A 26,548-nucleotide genomic window follows, 5' to 3' on the forward strand; every position below is an offset into this window, starting at 1 on the left:
AGGCTTCGGCCATTGGCAGGGGGTGCAATGGGCGATCTGACACAGAAAATCATCGGCTATGATCTCTGGCACCTTGAGTTGCCCGTGACGTCTCGCCGTGATCATGGCATCGGGTCCGTCGAAGGAACATGCGAAGTCGTTGTCCTGCGGCTGAGATCCGAGGACGGCAGTGAAGGATTTGGAGAGGCCTCTCCCTGGTCTGTCTTCACGGGCACCCCAGAGGCCACTTATGCAGCCCTTGATCGCTATTTGCGCCCACTTGTGGTTGGGGCCAGAGTGGGTGACCATTCAGCGATCATGGCACAGGCAGCTTATGCCGTGGCTCATTGCACCGAGGCAAAGGCTGCATTGGAAACCGCTTTGCTGGATCTTGCGGGCAGAATCAGCAAGGTTCCTGTTTGGTCTCTGCTGGGCGGGAAGTGCCGGGGAACCATTCCACTCAGTTGCTCAATTGCGAACCCGGATTTTGCTCAGGATGTTGAGTTGCTGGCACAATTGCAGGCCGATGGCGTTCGGATTGTAAAGCTCAAGACCGGGTTCAAAGATCACGCCTTCGATATCATGCGATTGGAATATCTCGCACAGAACCACCCGGATTTCAGGGTTCGTGTAGATTACAATCAGGGGCTCAGTATCGAGGACGCACCGGCGCAGGTTCGCGATGTTGCGCAATTCGCTCCGGATTTCATTGAGCAACCTGTCCGCGCTCATCAATTCAGCATGATGGGCAAGTTGCGACAGATGATTGACGTCCCACTTCTGGCTGATGAGAGCGTCTTTGGCCCCGAAGACATGGAACGGGCAGCGCGTGACGTTATCTGTGACGGGGTTTCAGTGAAAATCATGAAATCAGGTGGCCCGACGCGAGGCCAGACTGTGGCCCGTATCGCTGCTGCACATGGTTTGACAGCCTATGGCGGTGATATGTTCGAGGCCGGATTGGCGCATCTGGCAGGCACACATATGATTGCTGCAACACCTGAGATAACGTTGGGCTGCGAGTTCTATCAAGCCTCCTACTTCCTGAAAGAAGACATTCTTGAAAGCCCCTTCCAAGTAAGCAGCGGCGAAGTTGTAGTTCCTGACGCACCCGGGCTAGGCAACAGGCCTGATGTAACCAAGCTTGAGCATTATGCAGTGACCAAGGCGGTGGGGGCATGAGCGAGAAGAAGACCATAGCAATCATCGGCGCCGGGATCGTTGGCGTGTCTGCTGCGGTATGGCTGCAGCGGGATGGTCACGAGGTAATCCTGATCGACAAGGCCGGACCGGGAGAGGGCACCTCACATGGCAATGGGGGCGTGCTGGCGTCATGCTCGATTGTTCCGGTGACTGTTCCAGGGCTGCTCCGGAAGGCGCCCAAAATGCTGCTCAGCCCGTCTCAGCCGTTGTTCCTGAGATGGGGGTATCTTCCAAAGCTGATCCCTTGGCTAACCCGCTATCTGAGTCATGCGAATGCATCAGATGTGGAACGCATAGCATCAGCTTTGACGCCAATTGTTGGCGATAGCCTGAACGACCACAAAGCGTTGACCGAGGGCACAGGCGCTGAAAAGTGGATCGTGCCGTCTGACTATCTGTTCCTGTACAAGGACCGCGCGCATTTCAATGATGATGCGTTTGGCTGGGACATTCGGCGCAGGAACGGATTCACATGGGACGAATTGGAAGGCCCGGGCTTTCACGCCTACGACCCGGTCTATAGTGAAGATATCGGTTTTGCGGCGAAACTTTCGGATCATGGCCATATCACGGATCCAGGTCGGTACGTCAAAGATCTGGCGGCGTATGTCGAGGCACATGGGGGCACAATCCTACGTGCGGCGGTCGATGACGTTGTTCAGGAAAATGGTCGCGTAACCGGTATACGGGCGGCAGGCGAAACCATCGCGTGCGATACGGCAATTGTAACTGCGGGCGTTTGGTCGGGGCCTTTGGCCAAGCGTTTAGGCATTTCTGTTCCCCTTGAAACCGAACGCGGCTATCATCTTGAATTGGTGGAGCCTTCTGCCATGCCGCGCAGTCCGGTCATGGTGGTTTCCGGCAAATTTGTCGCCACACCGATGGATGGCCGCATTCGTTTGGCTGGCATCGTGGAATTTGGCGGTCTTGATGCGCCACCCTCACGCGCGCCGTTTGAATTGATGCGCAAGAATGCCCGGATGGCCTTCCCGGGTTTGACATGGAAGGAGGAAGTGGAATGGATGGGGCACCGCCCAGCACCAACCGACTCGATCCCGATTATCGGTGAGGCTCCGGGGATCAGCGGTGCGTATATGGGCTTTGGGCACCATCACATTGGCCTGACAGGCGGGCCGAAAACGGGGCGACTTCTGGCCCAGATGATTGCGGGCAGAACACCGAACACTGACATGAGCGTCTATGCGCCCTCACGTTTCGCAACATAGAAATGACTGGCGAAGAACGCCGGCACCTCAAAACTCAACAGGGAGAAACATGATGAAAAAACTGACAAGCCTTCTGGCGGCAACCGCTCTGACAGCCGCCGCGGCCGCACCTGCAATGGCTGAGAAATGGGACATGCCGATGGCCTATTCGGCATCAAACTTCCACTCAGCCACCGGCGCGGAATTTGCCAAATGCGTGACCACCGGCACAGGTGGTGAGATTGAGATTGTTACGCACCCTTCCGGTTCGTTGTTCAAAGGTGCAGACATCAAACGTGCGATCCAGACCGGGCAAGCCCCGATTGGTGAGCGACTGCTGTCTGGGCACCAGAACGAAAACGCGCTGTTCGGCTTTGATTCCATCCCGTTCCTGGCCACGTCATTTGATGATAGCGCCAAGCTTTGGGATGCCGCCAAACCTTCGATTGAAAAGCTGTTGGCTGAACAGAACCTGACCCTGCTTTATGCAGTGCCGTGGCCTCCGCAAGGGCTTTATTTCAAGAACGAAGTGAACTCGGTTGCGGATATGGAGGGGATCAAGTTCCGCTCCTACAACAACGCCACCTCACGCCTGGCCGAACTGACTGGGATGCTGCCCGTCACCATCGAGGCGGCTGAGATTAGCCAGGCCTTTGCCACCGGAGTAGCGGATTCCATGGTATCGTCCGGGTCGACCGGCTATGACCGGAAGGTCTGGGAAAGCCTGAACTACTTCTATGAAGTGGATGCCTGGCTGCCGCGCAACTACGTGATGGTCAACTCAGACGTCTGGGCCGGTGTCTCGGATGCGAACAAGAACGTCATCAAAGGCTGTGCGGAACTGGCCGAGTATGCAGGTAACTGGCGTGCCAAGGAATATACCGGCTTTACGCTTCAGGGTCTGCGCGATGGCGGCATGACCGTTGGTCCTGCGTCCGAACAGATGACGAATGAGCTTAAAGAAATCGGTGTCACCATGACCAACGAATGGCTTGAGGCCGCCGGTGACGAAGGCAAAGCCATCGTCGACGCGTTTAACTCTCAATAATCGTTCGAATGCGGGCGGCAGTTCATCCTGCCGCCTGCTCCCAATCCACAAAAAGCACAGCGGGGACAGCATGACGGCAATGCGAGGGCTCAGGTCCGTACTGGATTTCATTTATCTGGCAGCAGGGGTTCTGGCGGCGCTCAGCCTGATTGCCATTCTGGTGCTCATTGTGGTGCAAATGCTGGCCCGTTGGACCGGCGAAGTTTTTCCTGGCGCGCCGGATTATGCTGGATACGCGATGGCCGCTGCGTCTTTTCTGGCCTTCGCCAACGCCCTGAACCGAGGCAGCCATATTAGAGTCTCCATTCTCCTGAATGCGGTTCCCGATGGCTTTCGCAGAATTCTGGAAATCTGGTGCTTTGCGATTGGTTCGGCGGTCATGTGGTATTTCTGCTGGTATGCCTATCGCTTTGTGTACTGGAGCTGGAAGTTCAACGATATCAGCCAGGGACAAGACAAAACCGCCCTTTGGATACCGCAATCTACCATGCTGATCGGAGCGGTCATTCTGGCCATCGCGCTGACCGATCACCTGTTCCATGTCCTGTTCAAGGGTGATCACCGCATCACCCGTGATCTGGCCGATCAGAGCCACGGAGAGTAAGAGCATGGAAAATATATCCGTTATTATCCTCTTCCTCTTTGTCCTTTTCACCTTGCTGGGCACCGGTGTCTGGGTCGGGCTGGCCCTGATGGGCGTCGCCTGGGTCGGGATGGAGCTGTTCACGACGCGCCCCGTAGGCGATGTCATGATCACCACGATCTGGTCGGCGTCCTCTTCCTGGACCCTGACTGCCTTGCCTATGTTCATTTGGATGGGCGAGATTCTCTACCGAACGCGATTGTCCGAAGACATGTTCAAAGGCCTGTCGCCGTGGATGGCACCTTTGCCCGGCGGGCTGGTTCACACGAATATCGTAGGCTGTACGGTGTTTGCCGCGGTATCGGGGTCATCTGCCGCGACGTTGACCACGGTTGGCAAGATGTCGATCCCGGAACTGCGAAAGCGCAACTATCCCGAACGCATGGTCATCGGCACGCTGACCGGCGCGGCAACACTTGGGCTAATGATCCCTCCGTCACTGACGTTGATCGTCTACGGCGTTACGATCAACGAGTCCATCACCAAGCTGTTCTTTGCAGGCATCCTGCCCGGTCTTGTGCTGGCTGCAATGTTCATGGGCTATGTCGCCATCTATTCCAAAGTTGGCAAAGACTGGAACCCCAACGATGAGAGCAAGTTGACCTTTTCCGAAAAGGTTAAGAACTCTCGCTTTCTGTTGCCAGTGATCCTGCTGATCATGGTGGTAATCGGATCGATGTATCTGGGTTATGCTACGGCGACCGAGGCGGCGGCTTTCGGTGTGATTGGCGGACTGCTACTGGCAGCAGGGCAGGGATCGTTGAACTGGAAGACCTTCACTGAAAGTTTGATGGGCGCGACCCGCACCAGCGCCATGATTGCCCTGATCCTTGCAGGCGCTGCGTTCCTGTCACTATCGATGGGCTTTACCGGCCTGCCGCGCGGGCTTGCGGATTTGATCGCGGGCTGGGAACTGACCCGGTTCGAGCTGCTCATGGTTCTGCTGGTTTTCTACGTCATTCTGGGCTGCTTCCTTGATGGGATTTCTTCGGTCGTGCTGACTATGGCTGTTGTCGAGCCTATGATCCGGGACGCCGGGATCGATCTGATCTGGTTCGGGATCTTCATCGTGGTCGTTGTCGAGATGGCGCAGATCACACCGCCTATTGGTTTCAACCTGTTCGTGATGCAGGGCATGACTAACCATGAAATGAGCTATATCGCCCGCGCTGCGATCCCGATGTTCCTGATCATGGTGCTGATGGTGTTCGTTCTGATCTGGTTCCCCGAGTTGGCGACGTGGCTGCCCGAAAACCTGCGTCAAAGCCCCGGTGGGTAGACTCCGTTGAACCCTCTTCACCTCGCAGCGCGTCACGGCCCATATGTGTTAGTATCGGGCCTTGCCGCAGGCCTTCTGCTGCCGGGGCTGGCCGCACCGATGCGGCCTCTCTTACCGCCCTTGGTCATGCTCCTGCTGTTTTTGACGCTGCTGCGAATGCAGCCGGGGGCCATTGTGGGTTCGCTGGTTGACCTGCGAAAAGTTGCGGGAACGATTGCCGCCTTTCAATTGGTTTTGCCGTTGTCTGTCGTTGGGATTGGAATTGCCTGCGGATGGACCGGTTCGCCAGTTTTTTTGGCATTGCTTGTCATGGCTGCAGCGCCATCAATATCCGGCAGCCCCAATATGTGTCTGATGATGGGCTATTCTGCGGAACCGGCGATGCGACTGGTCGTGGTTGGAACGGCTGTTTTGCCGCTGACCGCGTTGCCGATCTTTTGGCTGATGCCGGAACTGGGTGATCTCAGGGCGGTCCTGATGACCGCGCTTCGGCTCTTTATTACCATCACAATAGCGATTCTCGCGGCTGTCATATTGCGCCGCACGGTGCTGCGCCAACCTTCAAAGTCTACGCTTTTGAACGTGGAAGGTGCGGCAACGATTACTCTGTCCGTTTTCGTTGTTGGCCTGATGCCATCATTGAGCGCAACCGCACTGGTGGACCCGCGTGTCGCGCTGTTCTGGATCGCGTTTGCCTGTCTGATCAACTTTGGGGCTCAGGTTGTCTCATTCCAATTCACACGAACTCGAATGCCCGGTGCCGAGGCTACGGCGGTGTCTCTGATCGCCGGAAACCGGAACATCGCGATATTCTTCGTGGCACTGCCACCTGAAGTGACCGCGCCGATCATGGTGTTCATCGGGGCCTATCAGATACCGATGTATCTGACGCCGCTGATCATGCGCCGACTGTATCAGACGGCTGCCACAACCAGCTGATTTGGGCCAGAGGCATTGGCGGTGCCAGCCCTAACGCTGATCCCCAACCCCGACGCCGACATAGGTCTCAAATCCCGATCCGAGAACCATCGTGGACGAGTAGATATTACGCAAGTCGACCATGCGGGGGGATCTCATAGTCTCTGCCAGCTCGCTCAGGTTCAGGGCGCGGAACTCGTTCCATTCTGTCAGCAAGACAACAACGTCCGCATCTTTGGCCGCGGCGTAGGGGTCATCCATCCACTCGACGCCGGGTAGTAGGGCTTCGCCTTCGGCACGGCCTTGCGGATCGACAACGCGGACCTGGGCACCGCCGCCGATAAGGGCGGGAACGATGGTCAGGGAAGGTGCGTCGCGCATGTCATCGGTGTTGGGCTTGAAAGTCACACCCAGAACCGCCACGGTCTTGCCATTGAAGCTGTCATTGCAGGCATCCCGGATCTTCTCGATCATCCGCTTCTTGACCTCATCGTTTACACGAATGACGGTTTCGGTGATCTGCATCGGGTGGGCAAAATCCTGTCCGATCCGGGCAAGTGCAGCGGTGTCTTTCGGGAAACACGAGCCGCCATAGCCAGGGCCTGCGTGCAGAAACTTGTTGCCGATCCGCCCATCCAGACCAATACCGCGCGCCACCTCTTTGACATCGCCGCCTGCCCGCTCGCAAAGACCGGCGATTTCATTGATGAACGTGATTTTGGTCGCCAGGAATGCGTTCGCCGCGTATTTGATCATCTCGGCGCTTTCTAGATCAGTGGTCAGGATCGGAAAGTCACGCAGATAAAGCGGGCGGTAAATCTCGGCCATGACATCCGCCGCTCGTTCGCTTTCGACCCCTACAACAACACGATCCGGGCGCATAAAATCATCAATTGCAGCGCCCTCGCGCAGGAATTCGGGGTTCGATGCGACGTCGAATTCCGCCTTCGGATTTGCACCCGAGACAACTTCATGAACCTTGCGGTTGGTGCCGACCGGGACAGTCGATTTGGTTACGACAACCGTATAGCCGGTGATGGCATGAGCGATTTCTTCGGCGGCGGCCATCACATAAGTCAGATCAGCATGTCCGTCCCCGCGTCTCGTAGGTGTGCCAACCGCGATGAACACCGCGTCCGCGCTGTCGACCGCAGCGGTCAGGTCGGTGGTAAAGGTCAGGCGGCCAGCAGCCACGTTCTTGGCCAAAAGCACATCAAGACCCGGCTCGTAGATCGGTACCTCTCCATCCTGAAGCATCTTGATCTTGCGATCGGATTTATCGACGCAAATCACGTCATGGCCAAAGTCCGAGAAGCAAACCCCGGACACCAAACCGACATATCCCGTGCCAATCATCGCAATGCGCATTTATCGAATTCCTTCTTTTAGGTTTAGCCAGTGGCGTATTTCATGGTCTCTTTCAACCGCTGAATTGAGAGCTTTTAGGGCTCGATAGTTACAACCGCTTAGGCATTGCCGGCTTGCTTTCAACAACAGCTCGGCACTTCTGAGGTGTTGCGGGCGATAGGGCAAAATCATCAGACTGTTTCTTGGCGACCGAATATGCTTGTTGTGGTGAATTGTTCAAGTGCTGTTCGTGGCTTGCGTTGAACTGGCTATCTGGTCTCGGCGAAGAAGGGCGTGTTACGATCAAGATTCGTTGCCAGATCGGATTTCCGACGATGACATTCGTTCGACCGCAGGCGCGCATTCTCAATCCTAAACGTAATATCAGGCACTTCTTCGCTTCAGCAGGCGTTGGGCATAGCCAGAATGCGAAGCTTCATATAGTCTCACAATCAGTTTTCGTGGTGTCGAGCGGCGGCGCGTGCAATCTGTTAATTATTTTAAGGCTTCGCGATGGGGGGCATGTTCTCGTTTTTGGGTTCCGGAGAAGGCGTTGGCCTTAAATCTCCACGCCGCATGAGCGCCGGTCGCGGAGCGCGCTGATGGTGCTGCACCCCACCGGCCCGGAAACTGATCTTGGCGCGATGGAGCACCGCCATCTGACTGTCATGATGGTGGATCTTGTCGAGTCCACGGTATTGGCTCAAATGCTTGAGCCCGAAGATTTGCTGTCCACGACATTACGTTATCATAAACTGGTCGAACAAATTGCCGATGAGTTCGGGGGCAGGGTGCTGCAGATCGTGGGCGACGGTATCCTCGTCGCCTTTGGTTGGCCTGCTGCGTCTGAAAATAATGCCGAGCGCGCTCTACGCGCTGCGCTGCGCATCCATACTGATCTGCCTGCAATGGCGGGTCCGCTCAATCTCAGGTGTCGGATTGGGATCGCATCCGGCGTAGTTCTTGTCGGGGACATCGCGCTTGGGACCAATATTCAGCCCGACGCGATTTTTGGATCGACGCTAAATCTTGCGGCACGTCTTCAGTCGTTGGCGATCCCCGGTGGAACAATGGTTTCTGCGGCAACACGGGCGCTTGGGGCCGAGCAAATGGAGTTCGAGCCGCAAGGCGTTCAGAACCTCGCGGGGTTCGACCGGCCTGTTCCAGTTTATCGATTGACCGGTGAAGGCAAGGATCAAGCACGCCGCCATAACCGCACCCCGTTGCTTGGCCGCAAAGCCGAACGCGGACAACTCCGCCGCGCGTGGAAAGATGTGGAAGCCGGAAGAGGGCGGGTGATTCACATATTGGGTGAGGCAGGGATTGGCAAATCGCACCTGATCCGTGATCTGCGTTCGTCGGTCGGGCCGCAGGCATGGGTGACCTATCACTGCAGCCCGTTCCATGTCAGCACACCGTTCTTTCCCTTCATATCACAGGTCGAACGGTGGTGCGGCACCCGCAATCAGGACGATATTGCCGCGCGTCGCAACCGGTTGTCAGAACATCTGAGCGATATTCTGGACGACGCGCAACTTCGCACGCTGTATTTCATTCTTGCCCCGGGCCCTGGCGACAGCGGGACGACCAGTGAGGACGAACTGCGCGCGCAACTGAGTGACATATTCATCCGCGTCTACCAAAAACTCAGCCGAGAGGGGCCGGTGCTTGTCGTGGTTGAGGATATGCAATGGGTCGACCCATCGACCCTTTCGGTGCTGCGCGACGTGGCCGAGCATCTGACATCACTTCCCGTCCTGATGTTGATGGTTTCGCGGATGCCGGCGCCATCAGCGATCAAAGAGAGCATACCGTCTCTTGAGCAATTGTCGCTTCCACCGCTCGATGATGCGACATCGTCAGAACTGGCCAAGGCGGCCTCGGGTGAGCGCCTTGACGACCGCACCACGGCGCAGATTTTGGCGCGGGGCAATGGCGTGCCCCTTTTCATCAAGGAGTGCTCTGCCGCCATCGCTGCGTCGCCTGAACGTATCGTGGACAACATTCCCGCCACGTTGCATGACCTCCTGGCGCAACAGGTGGACGAGGTCGGAGAACTCCGACGCGCCGCGATCGAGGCCGCTGTTATTGGTGGTGCCTTTGGGGCACCTTTGCTGGCTCAGATCAGTGAACTGACTGAAGACGAGTCCGAAGACGCTATCTTCGGGCTCGCCGCCACGGGTATTTTGCAACATCTGCCCGGCGCGAATGACGACGCAGAAATGATCTGGCGGTTCCGCCATGAATTGGTGCGCGAGGCGGCATATCAAAGCCTTGTGCGGGACCGTCGCATTCATTTGCATCGACGCACGGCAGAAGCCCTTGCCGCCCAACCGGAAGCCGCCCGACAGCCTGAACAAATAGCGCGGCACTGGGAACTGGCCGGTGAAACAACGAAGGCGGTGGCCGCCTGGTCGGAGGCCGCGCGGCTGAACCTGAGGCGCCACGCAAATCGCGAAGGGGCTCAGCATGCCCGAAACGGATTGCGGCTGTTGGACGAGTTGCCAGCAGACCAACGCGATGAAGCTGAATTGAACCTGCAATTCCTTCTGGCCGCTGCCGAACGCGTGCATGTCGGTTATGGTGCCAAGCCCGCAATCGATGCCTTTGGGCGCAGTTTTGAACTGGCTGAAAAGCTGGGCGACAGGCGTACTCTTGTGCGCGCGGGCAGGGGTCTGTTTACCGCTGCAATGGTCAAAGGTGATTACCAGAACGCCGAGCAATGGGGGCAAGCGATCATCGATGCGTATGACGATCACCACACCCGAATGGTCGGAAACTACATCTGTGGGGCCGCGCTGTCCCCGCGCGGTCGGTTTCAGGATGCGGCAGCAGCTCTGGAACAAGCGGCGTCTCATGCGGATGCGCATCGCGCCGAAGCTGGAAACAGCCCCGATATTGCAGCCGTGATACAAATCGAGAGTATGAGCGCGCTGGTCGACAGCTTTCAGGGCAAAACTGAAGTGGCACTCGCCAAAGCCAAGCGGGCAGTTGACGCCGCGATGGCGTCGGGCCAGCCCTTGATCATTGCAAATGCAATGCACTGGTTGACCGAAATCCACATGCAGATGGACCACCCGGATTATGCGCGTATGGCCAAGGCGCTGAGCGCGGCTGTTCAGGACAAGGGCGGCCCTTATTACCAAGCTGTTGCGACGGCCCATCTTGCCGGGGCTGCCATCAGAACCGGCGAGGCCACAGAGGGCGTGGCCATGCTGCAGGCCGCTTGGGGAAGGATGCACGCAACGGGTGCCGAGGCGGCTGGCGTGCTCGTCAACGCCGAGCTCGCACGGGGCTATCTTGCTCTGGGTGAGATTCAGAAAGGGTTGGATGCGGTGGAGGCTGGTCTGACATGTGCAGAAAACACTGACGAGCGGAACTATGAGGCTGAAATCCACCGGATCAAGGCAGCCCTTCTACTGGAACAAGGTGGTCCGTTCGACGCGGCTGAGGCGGCTTTGCGTGAAGCTATAGCCGTGGCAAATAATCAGGGCGCGGCGCTGTATGAATTGCGCGCGCTGAGTGATCTTGCCTGCATCCGGCCAGCCGATACGGAAGTTGCCGCGCGGATTACTGAGCTGGAAGAGCGCGCGGTCGCGTCTTAGGTCCCGCCGGGACGTCGACCTAAAGTGCAGTCTTCGGGTTGCAGGTCCAAGCCAACAAAACGCGCCACCTGCGAGAATGACGAAGTTTTCTTCAACAACTGAAAACCTTTCTCTGAAAAAGTCTCAGCTGAGTACAAGTTTTTGGACACCATCGGGTTGTTCATAAGCTGCGTGATCGCGTCATACGCCACCATCGATGTCATCAGATCGCCCATGATCACATCGCCCTTGTGCTGTTCCGCAAAGAGACCAGGGAACAACTCGACCCTATTGACGTCGCAATAGAGCCGGCTCAGGTCGGCAATCAATTCGTCCGCAAACGGCTGATCACCAACCATCTCAGTAAAGCTTGAATGCGGTTTGCGGCAGAAATGATGACGATAAGTGTTCAGCGACGGAAGACGGGCCTTACGCGTCAGGGCAATTGTAGCTTCGACAGGGGCAGGAGCACCGGGCGCAGGCCTTTGGAACAGGAAATCGGGCGTGTTGCGCAGCGACATGCGGGCCGCAGGTTGGCGCGACAAAGATCGGATCATTTCCGCCAAGCCCGTTTGTTCGACCAGTCGTGGATTGAACCTGAAGCCTTCTGGGCCAACCTGTGCGCCGTCGATTATGAATCGCTCGGGGATCATCGAATGCCAGCGGTAGAGCAAATTGAACTCAATCGCGATCTGGTTGGAGTGATGCCAGGGTTGCCAGCGATTTACGCCAACGGGCAGTTTGAATGGCATATTGGCGATGTGGGCGATGTAGTCCTCAAGCACAAGCTTGATCAGCAATGCGATCAAGGTGCAGCGTGTAGTCTGGAACACACGCTCTTTATCCCAGCCCGAAATGCCGCGCTTTTCGCGCCACAACAGATCGGCAAAGGTGTTATGGGCACGCAACATCAGTGTATTGATCGCGATATAGCCTATCGTACCATTGCCATTATCGAGCCCAGTTGCATGAAAATCGAGCAGTAGCTGGTCGATTGCGTGATCGCTGAGACCCGGATGCGCCCGTTTCACCGCATTCCACAGCTTGCAGGGATCGTGCAACGGCTTTCCGCGATTCTCGCCAGTGGCGAGACTGCCATCAAAAGGGGGTGCTAGCTTAACACCACCGGATTGGTTTTTTTGAAACAGCTTCGGAGCCCACATCTCGCCCTGTGTATCCAGACGAAAGGCCAGCCGGTGGGTTAGTTCATTGGTATCGGGATCGCGTTCGCGCAGCATGTCGGTCTGAAAATCGTTCAGCCCGTAGATTTGGCACAGATCGACCTCGTGGTTCGAATCCGTCTGATCAACCGGTCCTTTCGCCCCAAAGGTGCGAAGGAAACTGTCGGTAAACCATTGTGCGGCCGAGATAAACAATAGTGTCGATCCTTGCGGGCACATCAAGGTAAGCGGGCTGCCATCCATTTGTGTCCGTCGGCGAAAGAGATCAGCAACTTCGCTTTCCGACGGCAGGACGGGTGAGAGGTCCTCTGGCGTCGTATGCCGACCGATCCAGCGATGGGAAAACACGCCGGGCCATGTCGTGTAGTCTGCGCCCATTGTATAGGGCCGCGGTCGGTGGATCTTCGCGGCGTTTGCAAGCCTGATCGCGGCCAAATAACTCGTAACGGGTGGGGAGATCTTGAATCCGAGTTTGATCAGATCATCAACGTCCAGCATCAATACATCTCCGTTTGGTCATCGGTTCGGGAACCGGGCGCGGGCCAGGCTCAGATAGGTTCTGAGCCGGATCGCATTAATCGGTCCTAAAGGTTCGTGATCTGCCGTGACACGCCAGGGCGAGAAGCTCATCGCGTCGCCAGTCTGCGGATCAAATTCTGCACCTTTGGGAATCGTGATATCCGCCACGGGCGTGACGGTATGATGGTACGGATCAAGAGGTGCATCTGGTTGCGGATCGCATGCCCACCGGATGCGATTGTCTAGCACATCGAATTCGTCGGCCGGGCGCGGGGGCTCAATCACACACAGCTCGAAGTGATTATCTCCATCGGCCACGTCTTGCCGCAAACACTGCCCGATCCCATCTGGGTCGTCTACCGGATGTGCCGGAATTTTTGGTTTAGCGCTGCGGGCCAGGTATCGGACTGTTAGATCGGGGCCCAGCCGATACGGTGTTGTCGACCAGAAATGGACCTCAAAAGGCGAGTGCATATAGTTCGAGGCAAAATCACTCGCGACGCGAAACTGACGCTTGCCTTCACGAGTTAGGAGGGCGCGAAATCCTGCGCGCAGCCCTTTGGTGATCAACCTAAGGCTCCATTTTCGTCGCCCTTTGATCGCGTGCTGGACCGCTTGTAATGTGGCGACAAGCCTGCCCAATCGCTCATATTCATCGGGGACGTAGCTGGGAAACACATCCTGATCGACCAATACGAAATCGAACTCGTCGCTGAGTTGTGTGGTCCCCAGATGCGCAAGTGCCTCGGCGTCGATCAGCTTGGGGCCTGGCACGTCAAAAAGCTTGATCGCCATCCCGTGGGCATCCGATTTCCGGTCATCCAGATGCGCGCCGTTGGAAAAGCGAAGTGCGGCTGAATAGGCAGCGGGCTGTTCAAACAGGCCGTGACGGAACTGTTCTGGTAGATCGTTTCTGACGGTGAATGTTGCAGCCACGCACCCGTGACTGCGCCCATGCTGAGCCCTTAAGCGATGGCCTTTCCACCGTGCAACGGCCTCGAGATTGTGGTCAATGACATCATCAACAATATCCGGCGGCAATGCGTTTTGCGAAACATGCGTCAAAGAACCGTCTCCTTGGATAAACCCAGGCAATGATCAAACAGGGGTAAGGTGCTGACAAAGCTAAACCTCTAAATTTGTTCAGCTTACCTCAGATTGTCTAATTTCCAAACACACCAACTATGGACAGCCGTGGCCAGACAAATTCGGCGCGCAGCCCAACCCATTCGGTTGGTGCTACGGACACGTGGTTGCCCGCGCTCGATCCTCGACCAGAGTTGAGCGCCTTCGACTTTATCATTGACGTGTCCGGTGTTCTCGGGCACTCAGTCGATTGATGGTTCCCGGTGGCGTTGCCGCGGGATGAAAAGGGAATACGGTGAGGTTTGCCAAAATGGTGCCAATTCCGTAACTGCCCCCGCAACTGTAAGCGGTGAGCAAGGCCAAACAGCCACTGGTCCACAGGATCGGGAAGGTTGGCCGAGCGCGGACCCGCAAGTCAGGAGACCTGCCATCAGATGTTTAACCAACCCGGGGCGGGGCGTCCTGGAAGGAGGCTTTGATGGCGCGTCAATCGCGTGTTTACATTGTCGGCAGCTTCCGCATGCGCTTGGAAACAAGTGGAGTGGACCATGCCAGATACGCCTGATCATTTCATTCTAGTCTGCGAAAGCTGCACTGAAGGGCTGCCCCTTGATGAAATTTGCGATGCGTTGACTGGGAAATTACCTCGCAGTTTTGCGATCCGCGCGTCGTCTTGCATGGCAGGCTGCGATAGTCCCAGAACGGTTGGGTTCCAGGCCGTAGGAAAGGCGCAATACCTTTTTGGTGGCATTCAGACCGCGGATGAGGTGCAGGCGCTGGCTGAGTTTGCAGCGCAGTATCGTGAAAGCCCGGATGGCTGGACAAATGCCACTGATCGCCCGCAGGCGTTGTTCAATAAAACCCTCTCGCGCATGCCGCGGATCGAACACGGGGCATCGCAATGACGTTGCCACCCTTTCTGATTGCCGAAAACCTTGAGTATTATGCCCTTAACGGAGATGTCCTGTTGCAGGGCGTCTCGTTCGAGTTGTACGAGGGTTCCATTCTAGCCATCGCCGGCCCGAACGGGGCGGGGAAAACGACGCTTCTCAATCTGTTGTGCGGCGCTGAGCCGCTGGCACTTGGTGATGTTCGGATCAAAGGACGCAGTCTAAAAAAGCTCACGGCCAAAGCGCGTGCGCGCATGATTGCAGTGGTAGGTCAGCAGGAACTGCCCGATGGACGCTTGGCGTTACGCGATTATGTTGCGCTGGGGCAAATACCCATCCGTGCGGACCGCTCTGCCGAAGGCCACGCGCAAGAGCTGGACCGGATTTTAGACCTGACCGGTCTCGCCAATCTCGCGGACAAGCGCATGGCCCAACTGTCTGGAGGCGAACGTCAGCGTGCCCATATCGCACGTGCTTTGGCGCAGAACCCTTCGTTGCTGTTTCTGGACGAACCGACCAACCATCTGGATCCTGATGCAAAAGGGCGGATGCTGTCTTTGGTCGCCGAGCTTGGGATCACCGTGGTCATGATCGTACACGATCTGGTCATGATCCCCGAATTCGCCACACACGTGGCGCTGATGAAATCGACCCTCATGATCGAGTTTGGGTCGGTGGACAAGGTGCTGACACCCGAAAGAGTCCGCGAAACTTTTGGCGTTGATTTCCTCTGCTTTCTCCACGAAGGCCGCGTGATCCCGGCGCTTGATATTCGAAGAACCACAGTCTCAACTTAGTCGAAGGAACACACTGAGATGAAATACATCTGGCCCGTGGCGTTGGCCACCGCCATGGCAAGCGGTGCTGCTGCGCAAGAAGTCACCGTAGACAACTGCGGCGAACCGCTGGTTTTTGATACCGCGCCCAAGCGCCTGGTTGTGCATGACATGAACATGACCGATATGGCCTTTGCATTGGGTCTGCAGGACAAGATCGTCGGCCTGACCGGCATCACCGGCTGGTACAAGACCAGCCCTGATTTTGATGCCCTGCGCGGCGACATCCCCGAGCTTGCGCCGAAATATCCGACCGTCGAAAACCTGGTGGCGGTTGAACCCGACCTGTTCTTTGCAGGTTGGTACTATGGCATGAAGCCGGGTGGTGATGTGACCCCAGATACATTGGAACCGTTCGGAATCAAGACCTTGGTTCTAACGGAAAGCTGTGTCCATCTGGACAAGGATCGCCCCGAAGCCAGCATGGATCTTCTGTTTGGCGATGTGTTGCGCTTGGGCAAGGTGATGCAAGTCGAAGACAAGGCCGAGGCTCTGGTCTCGGGCTGGAAAGAGCAGCTGGCAGCGATCGAAGCCAAGACTGCTGAACTGCCCAAGCCCCGCGTCTTTCTTCTGGATGGTCCTGCAGATGCTCCGTTTACCGCCGGTAAATTCGCGATTCCCGATGCGATGATCACAGCCGCCGGTGGTGAAAACGTCACTCATGACATGGACACGAGCTGGGGCCGCACCTCGTGGGAAGCCGTTGCCGCATCGAACCCGGAATTACTGGTTTTGTTGGATTATCAGACCGGCAATGGCGCCGAGGACACCTTCAAGTTCCTGCAGGAACATCCCGTCATGTCGCAGACTGATGCCGTCAAGAACGAACGCTGGATCGGATTGCGCTACGAAGAGCTAACGCCGGGACCGGCAAATATCGAAGCGATCTCGAAGATGGCGCGCGCGATGCATCCGGGTCAGAGCTGATATGGGCCGATTGGGCCTGACGTTGTTGCTGGGGGCGGTCGTTCTGACCGCCCTTTTGCTGATTTCCACGATCTACGGCACAACCTCGATTCCTTTGTCCGGCACCTTCACCGCGATATTGCGCGGTACCGGGTTGCAGGACGGAGAGATGTCGCCGCTGCATAGGATCGTATTCGACCTGCGATTGCCCCGCGCGTTGTTTGCAGCCGTGATCGGTGCCGGGCTGGGCATCGTTGGCGTGGTGCTGCAAACGACCACACGTAATGACCTTGCCGATCCATTTCTGTTCGGCCTGTCCTCGGGCGCGGCAGCGGGGGCGGTGTTTGTAATTACAGTGACCGGAGATATTCTGGGTTTCTGGACTCTGCCTCTGGCTGCCTTTTGCGGCGGTCTTGTGGCGTCGGTCATCGTGCTGGCGCTGGTTCATGGGCTTCGCACCAGCGCACCGGAGAAGCTGATCCTTGCGGGTCTGGCTGTGTCGTTTTTGTTTTCGGCCATCACCAACTATCTGATCTTCGCCGGTGATAGCCGCGCCGCCCATTCTGTCATCTTCTGGATGCTGGGGGGGCTGGGCCTGGCCCGTTGGGAGACGTTCCCGCTGGTGTGCATCGGTCTGCTGCTGATCCTGAGCTATTCGCTTTATCGCAGCCGCTGGTTGGATGCGCTGCTGACCGGGGATTTGACTGCCGCTACTCTGGGTGTGCCGGTTCGGGGTCTGCGGTTCAGCATGTTTTTCACCGCAGCTTTGGCAACGGCCGTGTTTGTTTCCGTAGCCGGTGTGATTGGTTTTGTCGGTCTGATGGTGCCGCATATTGCACGCGGGATCGCAGGTCCCCTGCACAAAAACCTTCTACCTACCGCCGCTATGGTTGGTGCTGCCTTGTTGACCGGCTCTGACATTCTCAGCAGGCTTCTGCTGGCTCCGCAGGAATTGCCGGTGGGGATCGTCACAACTTCAATCGGATCGGTGTTTGTGTTCTTGCTTTTATTCAGGACAGCGAGAAATCAACGGTAAGGCCCTCGATCTTCGCTCCCAAGATATTTCGTCCTGATCAGGTCTGAGCCGAGTTTAAACCTTTCCGTCAACCGCTTGGCCGAGCCACTTGAACACAAGCTTGGCTCGGTCGGATGAGGTGTTGTGTAGTTTCACGTAGAAATCCAGTTGCGATGAGATGGTTTGCGGCAACAGTCTGACCAGTTTTCCGGATGCGGTCAGCTCCGAGGTCAGTCCCTCCCATCCCAGCACTGCGCCCATATCGTCCTGAGCGGCCTGAAGCGCGATCGTGTAATTGTTGACCCGATGCGCGGAATTCAGCGGGCCTTCATAGCCGAGTTTCTGGGTCCAGGCACGCCAGTCGGTCCAGCCGGTATCCGGAGCGTCGAGATGAATGAGGGGGACCCTGGCAATATCTTCAACGCGTTCGATGGGATTTTGTTGCGCAAACCTTGGGCTGCAAAGCGCCATGATCTTGTCGTGAAATAGTGTCTTGAAGATGCCCGTTTCGCGACTGGAATCGCCGTAATGGATACTTAGGTCGCATTTTGACGTGTCGATGCCGAGGTCAGTCACGACCTGCGTCACGGAAACATGTCCGTATTGCTTCCAGAATTGCGCAAGGCGCGGGGTGAGCCAAAGTGAACTGACAGCCGTGGTTGAGCGGATCGTCACACCTTTTCTGTCATATTGACGCCGCAACTGCCCAAGTGCTTCGCTGATGCCTTCCAGACCACGTTGAAGGGCAACAAGAAGATAAGCACCGCTTTCAGTAAGTTCCACGCCGCGATGATGGCGCAGAAACAGCGCGCATTGCAGCTCGTTTTCCAGCGCTTTGACCTGATGGCTGATTGCGGCCGGCGTGACGTTCAGCTCTTCTGCAGCGGTCTTGAAGCTTACATGCCGCGCAGCAGCCTCAAAGCTGATAAGCGAACTTACAGGTGGAAGATCGTAGGGCCTATTGAGCAAGGTGATTTGACCTGTGATGGTTTGTACATCCAATATTATATAAGCACTATCCAAAGATTAGGCTTAGCTGATCTTATTCAAAGTGAATCTTTTTGCAATTGCCCGCCAGCAGTTCAATATGAAAATTCGCCACAACCGTTTGAGACATGATCAAGGGATGTGCCAAGGGTCCTCAAGCCCCTTGGACATCATATCGATCTTTCCTCATGCAATGCGATCCCCGGTTGGTCGTGCACAATTTGAAGGAGTTGCAGAATGCAGTCACATGCAAAAGTCGTGGTTGTCGGAGGTGGGTGCGTCGGGGCGTCAATTCTATATGGGCTGACCGAACATGGATGCTCTGATGCCGTTATGCTTGAACGCACCACACTGACCTCGGGTTCGACGTGGCATGCGGCTGGTTTGCTAGTGACCTTTGTGCGGTCGCACAACGTGTCGAAGATGACGATGGAAACCATCCGCATCTACACCGAGGTGGAAGAGAAGATGGGCAGTTCGGTCGGACTGCGTAAGGTAGGACAGCTGCGGGTCGCCAATACCGAAAAGCGCTGGGATGAGTTCCAGTCCTATATCTCGATTGCCGAAGCTGCGGGCGTGCCCTGCCAACTGCTGACGCCGGAGGAGATTGCCGAGGTTCATCCCTTGCTGAACCAAAGTCCAGATATTCGGGGTGGTATCCTGCACACTGAAGACGGCTATGTGAATCCCGCCGACATTACCATGGCATTGGCCAAGCTCGCGCGGGATGCCGGCGCCAAGGTATACCAGAACACCGAAGCGCAGGCTTATGAGAAGCTGGACGATGGCCACTGGAAAGTGACCACCAATCAGGGTGAGATCACCTGCGAGCATCTGATCTTTGCCACCGGCAACTACGCCCGCGAAAACGCGCGCCGCGTGGGGCTGGACCTGCCATGTATCCCGATCGTTCACCAGTATTGGACGACCGAGACGGTGCCGCTGTTGAAAGAGCGCCGGGCGCAAGGCTTGCCCGAATTCCCAATCCTGCGGGATGAGGACTACGGCGCTTATCTGCGCGAAGATGTGGGCGGGATCCAGTTCGGGCCGTATGAATTCACCAAAGACCTCAAACTATTCGCCGAGGATCGTGTCCCGCCCGAGTTCGGGGCCGATCTGTTGCCCGAGGATTTTGATGCCGTGGAAACCCAATGGGAACGCGCCATCGAACGTGTGCCGACCTTGGGTGAAGTTGGGATCAAGGCCAACACCCGTGGCCCGTTCCAGATGACCCCGGACGAGCTGCCTCTGGCCGGACCCGCACCGGGGCATGAGAACCTTTGGCTGGCCGAAGGCATGCCTGGTGGCATCCTCTGGGGCGGCACCGTTGGTAACCGTTTGGCCAAATGGATCGTCGATGGCGATCCGGGCATGGATATGTCGGAGCTCGACCCGCGTCGATTCTCGGACTACGCCTCAAAACGTTGGACCATGGATAAGGTGCGCGAGACATGGGGCACCCATATGGATGCGCATGTTCCGGGTGAGGACTTCCCGGATGCGCGCCCGATGAAGACCATGGGGTCATATGATCTTTTGACTGCTCAGGGCGCGGTTTGGACCAGCTTTAACGGCTACGAATTTCCTCGCTGGTTTGCCAAATCGCCCGAAGAGGCGATCCCCGAACACAGTTTCCGCCGCACCAACCATATGGAGCGTGTTCAGGAAGAGGTGCGCACCACCCGTGAAGAGGCTGGCTTCATCGAAATGTCGCCGATGACCAAGTTCACAGTGCGTGGACCGGGTGCAGCCAAATGGCTGGATAGCCTGATGGCCAACAAGCTGCCCAAGGTGGGCCGCATGACCTTGTCGCTGATGTTGAACGATAAGGGCGGCATGGATGCGGAGTACACAATCGTGCGCTATGCCGACGACGATTTCTACCTGATATCGACGCCGAACTGGCGAGCCTACAATTGGGATCAGTTACAGCGCGTGCTGCCAGGTGATGGCTCGGTGGTGATCGAGGATATCTCAGAACAGCTGGGCGTGATCGCACTGGCTGGACCCAAGGCACGGGACATCCTGCAACCATTGACCGATAATGATTTGTCGAACGAAGCATTCCCATGGCTGTCGGCACAGATGGGCGAGGTGGGCTATGCCAAAGGTGTGCACTTGTTGCGCGTCTCCTACACCGGTGAGTTGGGATGGGAACTGCACCACCCGGTCGGGTACAATCGCCACCTCGTTGATTTGCTGCTGAAATCGGGTGTGAAACCTTTCGGGCTTGAAGCGTTGGAGTCGATGCGGCTTGAGAAATCCTATCGCGCAATCAACCGCGAAATCTGCAAGGACCTGACCCCATATGAGGCCGATTTGGGCCGTTTCGTTGCAATGACCGAGAAGATCGGCGGGCAGGTGGCCGAACGTGATTTCATCGGCAAAGCCGCGTTGCAACAGCAGCAGGAGCAGGGTGGATACAACACACTGGTCACACTGAAACTGCCATTCTGCGACACCTCGGTGATGTTTGACGAAGGCGTCTATGCCGATGGCAAGCTGATCGGACGCGTCACTTCGGGCGGGTTCTCGTATTACTGCAACCACGACATTGCGATGGCGCTGGTTCCACACGAGATGACGGCACCCGGCACCAAAATGCAGGTGCTCATCCACAATGAAATGCGCGAGGCCGAAGTGATCGATACCTGCGCCGTTGATCCCACCAGCGCCCGCGCGCGCGCCTGATCCGGAGGATTTGAGATGGCAGAAGTCAAAGCACGCTCGGGCCGTGGCGGTGGACGTGCCGCGCGGGTCAAGGCTCGCACCAACCCGCCCCCAGTCTACTTGTCGACGCTGAACCGCAAAGTTGGCCCGATTGATCTGCTTGGTCCCGAAGGCGTTGAGAAAATCCACAACGCGGCCATGACTATACTTGAAACCACAGGGATTGAGTTCCGCGATCCGGTGGCATTAGCGGATTGGAAGAAGTACGGTGCGGATGTGCAGGGTGAGCGGGTGCGCATCGGACGCGAGATGCTGATGGACCTGATCTCGGCCGTTCCCTCGGAATGGGGCTATGCCGCGCGCAACCCGGAACGCTCGCTGCGGGTGGGCAATCGGCATTCGGTCTTTGCCAATGCGTATGGTGCGCCGTTTGTCTATGGTCTGGATGGTGTGCGCCGCCCTTCGATGCTGGAGGATGCGCATAACTTCTTCAAACTCAGTCAGATGAGTCAGTCGATGATGGTGCCGGGTATTTTGCCGGTTGAGCCGCAGGATGTCCCCGTGCCGCAACGCCACTTGGAGCTGGTTCATGCCGCGCTGACGCTGACCGACAAACCGATCAAGGGTTCAGTTCTATCCGAACAGGCAGCGTTGGACTCGGTAGAGATGACTCGCATCGTGTTTGGTGAGGAGTTTGTTGACAACAATGTGGTGATGGCAGCCCTGCTGAACTGCAACACACCGTTGGTCTGGGATGAGACCATGTTGCAGAGCCTACGCGTCTATGCCGCCGCCAACCAGCCCTGCCTGCTGTCGCCCTTTGTTCTTGCCGGGGCGAGCACACCTGCAAGCCCGCAGGGTGGTGTCGCGCTGCTGATTGCAGAATCTCTGGCCGGTATGGCCTACAGCCAGATCATCCGGCGCGGAGCCCCGATGGTGCTGGGGGTGGCAATCATGGGCGTTTCGATGAAGACAGGTGCACCGATGATGGGCTCTCCGGAACCCGGGCTGATGAACCTTCTGGTGGGTCAGATGGCTCGGTTTTATGGTGTGCCATGGCGGACCTGTACCATGTGGACCGGATCGAAATCCCCGGATATGCAGGCTGCGTTCGACACCGCAAACACCATGTGGCCGGTGCTGCTGGGTGGCGCAAACTACATCGTACACTCAGCAGGCTTCCTTGAAGGCGCGCTTGGGGTCAGCTACTCAAAATGGGTGCAGGACGCGTTGCAGTTGGAAAACTTCCACCGTTTCTTCAGCGGCCTGCAAGAGGAAAATCTGGACACGTTGCTGGGCGACATTGACAAAATCGGACCGGGTGGGCACTTCCTTGGTACTGACCACACGCGCGAAAACCCAATGCATATGAACCACTTGCAAAACAATGACAGTTTTGAACAGTGGGAAGCAGAAGGTGCTAAAACCGCAGAAACCGTTGGCACGGAAGAGGCGCAGCGTATGCTGAACACCTACGTCCAGCCACCAATGCCGGACGATCAGCGCGGGGCGTTGGATGAGTTCGTCGCTAAGAAGCGGGTGGAATACAGCGCCTAAACAGATCTGCAAGCGGGCACTTATGTGCCCGTTTCCTCAACCAACGACAGGATTAGGCACATGGCCGATAACTCGACGATCGCTCTCTCACTCGACGAAGTAGAGGAATTGGCAAAATCTGTCCTTGTGGCTGCAGGCATGGATGAACATGGCAGCACGGTTCTGGCCGGGCTTGTGCGGATGAGCGAGCGCGACGGCCCGCGTAGCCATGGGTTAAGGATGTTACCTGTTTATGCGCAGAGCTTTTCTTCGGGATATGCCAACCCCGAGGCCGACCCGAGTGTCGAACGGATCGCACCGGGGGTTCTGCGCGGAGATGGTGACAATGGCTATTACCAGATCGTGGCCGCCAAAGCGCGAGACGAGCTTATTGAAATGGCGCGCGCGAATGGTATTGCCGCGTTTACTTGTGCCAATTGCCACCATCTGGGGGCACTACGTTTCGATACAGGTCCGCTGGCGGACGCTGGGCTGGTCGCGCTAGGTGTTGTGAACTCGCTCTCGATGGTGGTGCCGCAAGGCGGCACCCGCCCTGTTTTTGGCACCAATCCGATGTCCTTTGCTTGCCCGCGACCGGGTCGTGCGCCGGTTGTTTGGGATCAGGCCTCGTCAATGGTTGCGCTGATGGACATCCGGATGGCCGCGGCTGAAGGGCACGAATTGCCGCGCCCTGCGGGGCTTGACCCGAACGGTCAGCCAACCAGCGATCCCAACGCGATTTTGGAGACCCGCAGTCTGTTGCCGTTTGGCGAGCACAAAGGCGCGGCGATCGCCTTCCTGATCGAAGTTCTTGGCGCGGCACTGGCCGGTGGAACATTGTCCGTGGACAATGCCAACCGCGAAGCGCACGGTGCCTTGAATATCAAGGGCGGCTCAACGTTGATCGCGATTGATCCGGCGCGTTTCGGGAATGCCGCATTTGAAGGCTATGTCCAACGCATCTGCGCTGAGATTGAAGGTAACGGGGATGCTCGCGTTCCCGGAGATGGCCGCTTGAAGAACCGTGCTGCGGCCGAAGCGGATGGTGTTCGCGTCACGGCGGACTTGATGAAACAACTTCGCGAACTTCTGTAGGGGTCCCAGTAATGGCACGGGTGGTTGTAATTGGCGGCGGCATCGTCGGAATATCCTGTGCGCTGACATTGCAGTCGCAGGGCCACGAGGTCACCGTCGTAGAACCGGGTCCGGTTGGTGAGGGCGCGAGTTGGGCTTCCTGCGGGTGTATCGCAGTCGGTGAGATCGTGCCGTTGTCGCAGCCGGGGATGCTGATGAAAGTGCCGGGCTGGTTGCTGGATGCCGAGGCCCCGTTGACACTGCGACCGGCCTCAGCGGTGAAATTGCTGCCGTGGTTTGCACGGTTTACGGCCAATGCGCGTCGCTCGAAAATGCGCGCAATCGCCTCCGATCTGGCAAGACTTACGTTTGCTGCAACAGCGGATTTCAAGGCTCAGCTTTTAGATGTAGGCCATCCTGAGGTTTTGGTCGAACGGCCGGTAATCAAGTTGTTTGACGACGACAATGACCTTGCGACCATGCGCCCAGCTTTTGAGTTGGCGCGTGAGTTGGGCTGCACGATTGATCAAGTTACAGGTCAGGAAGCGCATGAAATCGATCCTGCAATAGCATCTGATTTCAAACATGCAGCTTTGCTTAGAGACTGGAGTTTTGTGACGGACCCTAAGGTATTGGTTGAAACGCTGACGCAGAGTTTTAGCAGCCGCGGCGGGGCAGTCGTCGCAGGAAGAGCAATCGGTTTTACGCAGGACGGACAACATGTGAAAAGCGTGAAGCTGAGCGATGGGCGATCGATCAGCGCAGATGATTTCGTCATCGCTGCGGGAACGCCGTCTAGAATCTTGGCCAAGACGCTGGGCGTTCAACTGAGGATGGAAGGGGTGATCGGATATTCGACTGCGTTGAAAGATAGCGGGGTCGAGCTCCGCCATACGGTGTTTTATGCCAAAGGCGGGTTTGGCATTACACCGTATCAGCAGGCGCTGGCAGTGGCCGGTACCGCAGAATTTGCCGACCTGAACGCGCAGCCGAATTGGAACCGAGCCGATGTGCTGGTCAGGCGTGCATTCCGCGTATTACCGGGTTTGAAGACCGATAATGCGGAACGCCGGATGGGTCGCCGCCCGTTTACACCGGACACACGTCCGATCATTGGCCGCAGCAGGCGACTGGCTAACGTCGCCTTTGCGACGGGTCACGGACAGCTTGGCCTGACACTAGGCGCGACGACGGCGCGTATAATCGCAGATGTAATTGCTGGCAGATCACCGGACATCGATATAGAAGCCTTCAGTCCAGATCGGTTCTCGTCCTGAGCCAAAGCTCGCCCAGCTCTTTTTGAGCCACATGGGACGTCATCAGCAACGCGATCATCCAGCCAGTCACCACGGCACCTGCGGTGCCGAACCAGACACCAATTTCGTTAAAGCCGAGCAGGCCGACGAAAATCCAGACAAAAAAGGCGACGCCAAATCCTTGACGATATAGGCTGATCCACACGGTCCAGATCGGTCGCTTCAAGGCTTGCAATAGCGAGTTGATGGAAAACAGCATCATGTAGATCGGGAGGATCAGACTATCGACACGTAGATAGCTAAGTCCGACGCGGATCACTTCGGGATCGTCGGTGAAAAAGCCCATCATAAGGCGGCCAAAAATCCACAATATGGGGGCTGCGATGGCGGTCATGATGAACCCGACTTTCCAGCAATAAAACAGTGCCTCGCGTACCCTTTCGTAGTCGCGGGCACCGAAATTCTGGGACGCGATGGGCAGCAGTGCCCCCGTGACCCCCAGCACCGGCAAAAGCAAAATCTGCTCAAGCCGAATGGCAATGCCAAAGCCAGCGATTGCGTGCTCTCCAAAGATCTTCAGGGCGAACTGCATGACGAAACCTGACAGCAGCATCACGAAGAAAGATGTCGCTGTGGGAAGTACCTGAACCGAGATCTCCTTGAACTTCTGTAGACGCGGAATGAAGTTTCGGGGGCGCATGCGCCTCATCCTGCGGCGCCTGAGGACCTGACGGATCAGAAACACCATCACACCGGTCTGGCTGATCACCGTCGATACAGCGAGGCCATCAAATCCGATGCCCGGGATCATGCCCGGAATGCCGTAGATCAAGAGGGGGTTCAGACCGATATTGGCAAAAAACGCCACCATGAGGGCGCGTTGCATCGATACCGCGTCACCATGTGCCTGAAGAATGCCATTGCAACCGAAGGCCAGTAGAAATCCGGGCAAGGCCAATAGGAGCCAGTGGAAATAACGTAAACCTGCATCGCGATAAGGTCCCGGTTCCGAAACCAGATTTATCAGCGCAGGGCCGTACCAGAGACCCGCCGCCGCCAGGACACAGGCTGCAATGAAACCATAGATCATTCCCTGTGCTGCAAAACGCCGCGCTGCGCGAGTGTCTCCAGCGCCTAACGCGTTGCCGACCAGCGCGCTCATCGCGGCACCCAACCCGACCCCGACCGAAATGGCAATGAAAAAAGCCTGAAACCCTAATGCCAATCCAGCCTGTGCGCTGGTCGAGAGAAGGCCGGCGAAGAACATGTCGACAACGTTGTAGAGAGTGTTGAACAACATCCCGATTGCGCCCGGGATCGCCAGGGTTCGGAAATGGGTCGAGATTGGCCCGCGCGTCAGATCAATTTCAGTTGGGATGGCCATAT

Annotated in this window: 20 protein-coding genes and 1 riboswitch; of the genes, 15 read left to right on the forward strand and 5 right to left on the reverse strand. The window is 57.0% G+C overall.

The features are described from left to right. Window positions 1–27: 27 nt before the first annotated feature. The 6 genes from ACR0JG_RS05755 (at window position 28) to ACR0JG_RS05780 (ending at window position 6,296) form a co-directional block, all read left to right on the forward strand. Window positions 28–1,161 (forward strand): enolase C-terminal domain-like protein, encoded by a 1,134-nt coding sequence (locus ACR0JG_RS05755; protein ID WP_480568040.1) that lies wholly within the window; start codon window positions 28–30, stop codon window positions 1,159–1,161. After that, the gene (locus ACR0JG_RS05760; protein WP_480568042.1) at window positions 1,158–2,408 is read left to right on the forward strand and encodes an NAD(P)/FAD-dependent oxidoreductase; all 1,251 of its coding nucleotides are present in this window, start codon (window positions 1,158–1,160) and stop codon (window positions 2,406–2,408) included. The genes ACR0JG_RS05755 and ACR0JG_RS05760 overlap by 4 nt, the downstream gene beginning before the upstream one ends. A gap of 52 nt (window positions 2,409–2,460) precedes the next feature. After that, window positions 2,461–3,435, forward strand: coding sequence for a TRAP transporter substrate-binding protein (locus ACR0JG_RS05765; protein WP_010441591.1), 975 nt, complete (start codon window positions 2,461–2,463; stop codon window positions 3,433–3,435). 70 nt (window positions 3,436–3,505) lie between these two features. Then, on the forward strand, window positions 3,506–4,039 hold the full coding sequence (locus ACR0JG_RS05770; protein WP_170509064.1) for a TRAP transporter small permease subunit: 534 nt from the start codon (window positions 3,506–3,508) through the stop codon (window positions 4,037–4,039). A 4-nt stretch (window positions 4,040–4,043) separates the two neighbouring features. Next, on the forward strand, window positions 4,044–5,357 hold the full coding sequence (locus ACR0JG_RS05775) for a TRAP transporter large permease subunit (RefSeq protein ID WP_170393803.1): 1,314 nt from the start codon (window positions 4,044–4,046) through the stop codon (window positions 5,355–5,357). A gap of 6 nt (window positions 5,358–5,363) precedes the next feature. Next, entirely contained in the window at window positions 5,364–6,296 is a 933-nt protein-coding gene (locus tag ACR0JG_RS05780; protein WP_480568044.1) for a hypothetical protein, read from the forward strand. Between the two features lie 30 nt (window positions 6,297–6,326). On the opposite strand, the gene ACR0JG_RS05785 is transcribed toward ACR0JG_RS05780, so the two are convergent. After that, window positions 6,327–7,643 carry a UDP-glucose dehydrogenase family protein gene (locus ACR0JG_RS05785; protein WP_480568046.1) on the reverse strand — a complete coding sequence of 439 codons (1,317 nt, stop codon included), beginning with the start codon at window positions 7,641–7,643 and terminating at the stop codon, window positions 6,327–6,329. Between the two features lie 581 nt (window positions 7,644–8,224). Here ACR0JG_RS05785 and ACR0JG_RS05790 point away from each other — a divergent pair. Further along, entirely contained in the window at window positions 8,225–11,227 is a 3,003-nt protein-coding gene (locus ACR0JG_RS05790; RefSeq protein ID WP_480568048.1) for an ATP-binding protein, read from the forward strand. Here the strand turns inward: ACR0JG_RS05790 and ACR0JG_RS05795 are convergent. Both ACR0JG_RS05795 and ACR0JG_RS05800 read right to left on the reverse strand, forming a co-directional pair. After that, complete coding sequence (locus ACR0JG_RS05795; protein ID WP_480568050.1) at window positions 11,224–12,885, reverse strand: peroxidase family protein; 1,662 nt, start codon at window positions 12,883–12,885, stop codon at window positions 11,224–11,226. The two genes, ACR0JG_RS05790 and ACR0JG_RS05795, sit on opposite strands and share 4 nt — an antisense overlap. Before the next feature lie 18 nt (window positions 12,886–12,903). Continuing rightward, window positions 12,904–13,971, reverse strand: a complete 1,068-nt coding sequence (locus tag ACR0JG_RS05800; RefSeq protein ID WP_480568052.1) for a catalase family protein — start codon at window positions 13,969–13,971, stop codon at window positions 12,904–12,906. Window positions 13,972–14,229: 258 nt separating this feature from the next. Then, a riboswitch (cobalamin riboswitch) is annotated at window positions 14,230–14,438 on the forward strand. A 102-nt stretch (window positions 14,439–14,540) separates the two neighbouring features. Here ACR0JG_RS05800 and ACR0JG_RS05805 point away from each other — a divergent pair. The 4 genes from ACR0JG_RS05805 to ACR0JG_RS05820 are packed head-to-tail and all read left to right on the forward strand — an operon-like array spanning window position 14,541 to window position 17,660. Further along, on the forward strand, window positions 14,541–14,897 hold the full coding sequence (locus tag ACR0JG_RS05805) for a DUF1636 family protein (RefSeq protein ID WP_480568054.1): 357 nt from the start codon (window positions 14,541–14,543) through the stop codon (window positions 14,895–14,897). After that, entirely contained in the window at window positions 14,894–15,679 is a 786-nt protein-coding gene (locus ACR0JG_RS05810; RefSeq protein ID WP_480568056.1) for an ABC transporter ATP-binding protein, read from the forward strand. The genes ACR0JG_RS05805 and ACR0JG_RS05810 overlap by 4 nt, the downstream gene beginning before the upstream one ends. An 18-nt stretch (window positions 15,680–15,697) precedes the next feature. Next, a complete protein-coding gene (locus ACR0JG_RS05815; protein WP_480568058.1) occupies window positions 15,698–16,645 on the forward strand; it encodes an ABC transporter substrate-binding protein in 948 nt (315 codons plus the stop codon). A gap of 1 nt (window position 16,646) precedes the next feature. Then, a complete protein-coding gene (locus ACR0JG_RS05820) occupies window positions 16,647–17,660 on the forward strand; it encodes a FecCD family ABC transporter permease (RefSeq protein ID WP_480568060.1) in 1,014 nt (337 codons plus the stop codon). A 54-nt stretch (window positions 17,661–17,714) separates the two neighbouring features. Here the strand turns inward: ACR0JG_RS05820 and ACR0JG_RS05825 are convergent, their stop codons facing one another. Next, window positions 17,715–18,608 (reverse strand): LysR substrate-binding domain-containing protein, encoded by an 894-nt coding sequence (locus ACR0JG_RS05825; protein ID WP_480568062.1) that lies wholly within the window; start codon window positions 18,606–18,608, stop codon window positions 17,715–17,717. A gap of 255 nt (window positions 18,609–18,863) precedes the next feature. On the opposite strand from ACR0JG_RS05825, the gene ACR0JG_RS05830 reads away from it, so the two are divergent. The 4 genes from ACR0JG_RS05830 to ACR0JG_RS05845 are packed head-to-tail and all read left to right on the forward strand — an operon-like array spanning window position 18,864 to window position 25,183. Then, the gene (locus ACR0JG_RS05830) at window positions 18,864–21,317 is read left to right on the forward strand and encodes a GcvT family protein (RefSeq protein ID WP_480568064.1); all 2,454 of its coding nucleotides are present in this window, start codon (window positions 18,864–18,866) and stop codon (window positions 21,315–21,317) included. A gap of 15 nt (window positions 21,318–21,332) precedes the next feature. After that, the gene (locus ACR0JG_RS05835) at window positions 21,333–22,853 is read left to right on the forward strand and encodes a trimethylamine methyltransferase family protein (RefSeq protein WP_170393827.1); all 1,521 of its coding nucleotides are present in this window, start codon (window positions 21,333–21,335) and stop codon (window positions 22,851–22,853) included. Between the two features lie 60 nt (window positions 22,854–22,913). Beyond that, on the forward strand, window positions 22,914–23,927 hold the full coding sequence (locus ACR0JG_RS05840) for an Ldh family oxidoreductase (RefSeq protein WP_170625709.1): 1,014 nt from the start codon (window positions 22,914–22,916) through the stop codon (window positions 23,925–23,927). Window positions 23,928–23,938: 11 nt separating this feature from the next. Next, entirely contained in the window at window positions 23,939–25,183 is a 1,245-nt protein-coding gene (locus tag ACR0JG_RS05845) for an FAD-dependent oxidoreductase (RefSeq protein ID WP_170625708.1), read from the forward strand. On the opposite strand, the gene ACR0JG_RS05850 is transcribed toward ACR0JG_RS05845, so the two are convergent. Then, window positions 25,158–26,546, reverse strand: coding sequence for an MATE family efflux transporter (locus tag ACR0JG_RS05850; RefSeq protein ID WP_480568066.1), 1,389 nt, complete (start codon window positions 26,544–26,546; stop codon window positions 25,158–25,160). The genes ACR0JG_RS05845 and ACR0JG_RS05850 overlap by 26 nt on opposite strands. Window positions 26,547–26,548 lie beyond the last annotated feature (2 nt).

The organism is Ruegeria sp. AD5 (assembly GCF_056542345.1).

Coding starts and splice junctions, on each gene's coding strand:
- ACR0JG_RS05810 (WP_480568056.1), top strand. CDS start 14,894: ATGACGTTGCCACCCTTTCTGATTGCCGAAAACCTTGAGTATTATGCC.
- ACR0JG_RS05785 (WP_480568046.1), bottom strand. CDS start 7,643: ATGCGCATTGCGATGATTGGCACGGGATATGTCGGTTTGGTGTCCGGG.
- ACR0JG_RS05815 (WP_480568058.1), top strand. CDS start 15,698: ATGAAATACATCTGGCCCGTGGCGTTGGCCACCGCCATGGCAAGCGGT.
- ACR0JG_RS05840 (WP_170625709.1), top strand. CDS start 22,914: ATGGCCGATAACTCGACGATCGCTCTCTCACTCGACGAAGTAGAGGAA.
- ACR0JG_RS05845 (WP_170625708.1), top strand. CDS start 23,939: ATGGCACGGGTGGTTGTAATTGGCGGCGGCATCGTCGGAATATCCTGT.
- ACR0JG_RS05760 (WP_480568042.1), top strand. CDS start 1,158: ATGAGCGAGAAGAAGACCATAGCAATCATCGGCGCCGGGATCGTTGGC.
- ACR0JG_RS05790 (WP_480568048.1), top strand. CDS start 8,225: ATGGTGCTGCACCCCACCGGCCCGGAAACTGATCTTGGCGCGATGGAG.
- ACR0JG_RS05770 (WP_170509064.1), top strand. CDS start 3,506: ATGACGGCAATGCGAGGGCTCAGGTCCGTACTGGATTTCATTTATCTG.
- ACR0JG_RS05755 (WP_480568040.1), top strand. CDS start 28: ATGGGCGATCTGACACAGAAAATCATCGGCTATGATCTCTGGCACCTT.
- ACR0JG_RS05795 (WP_480568050.1), bottom strand. CDS start 12,885: ATGCTGGACGTTGATGATCTGATCAAACTCGGATTCAAGATCTCCCCA.
- ACR0JG_RS05805 (WP_480568054.1), top strand. CDS start 14,541: ATGCCAGATACGCCTGATCATTTCATTCTAGTCTGCGAAAGCTGCACT.
- ACR0JG_RS05830 (WP_480568064.1), top strand. CDS start 18,864: ATGCAGTCACATGCAAAAGTCGTGGTTGTCGGAGGTGGGTGCGTCGGG.
- ACR0JG_RS05765 (WP_010441591.1), top strand. CDS start 2,461: ATGAAAAAACTGACAAGCCTTCTGGCGGCAACCGCTCTGACAGCCGCC.
- ACR0JG_RS05775 (WP_170393803.1), top strand. CDS start 4,044: ATGGAAAATATATCCGTTATTATCCTCTTCCTCTTTGTCCTTTTCACC.
- ACR0JG_RS05820 (WP_480568060.1), top strand. CDS start 16,647: ATGGGCCGATTGGGCCTGACGTTGTTGCTGGGGGCGGTCGTTCTGACC.
- ACR0JG_RS05850 (WP_480568066.1), bottom strand. CDS start 26,546: ATGGCCATCCCAACTGAAATTGATCTGACGCGCGGGCCAATCTCGACC.
- ACR0JG_RS05835 (WP_170393827.1), top strand. CDS start 21,333: ATGGCAGAAGTCAAAGCACGCTCGGGCCGTGGCGGTGGACGTGCCGCG.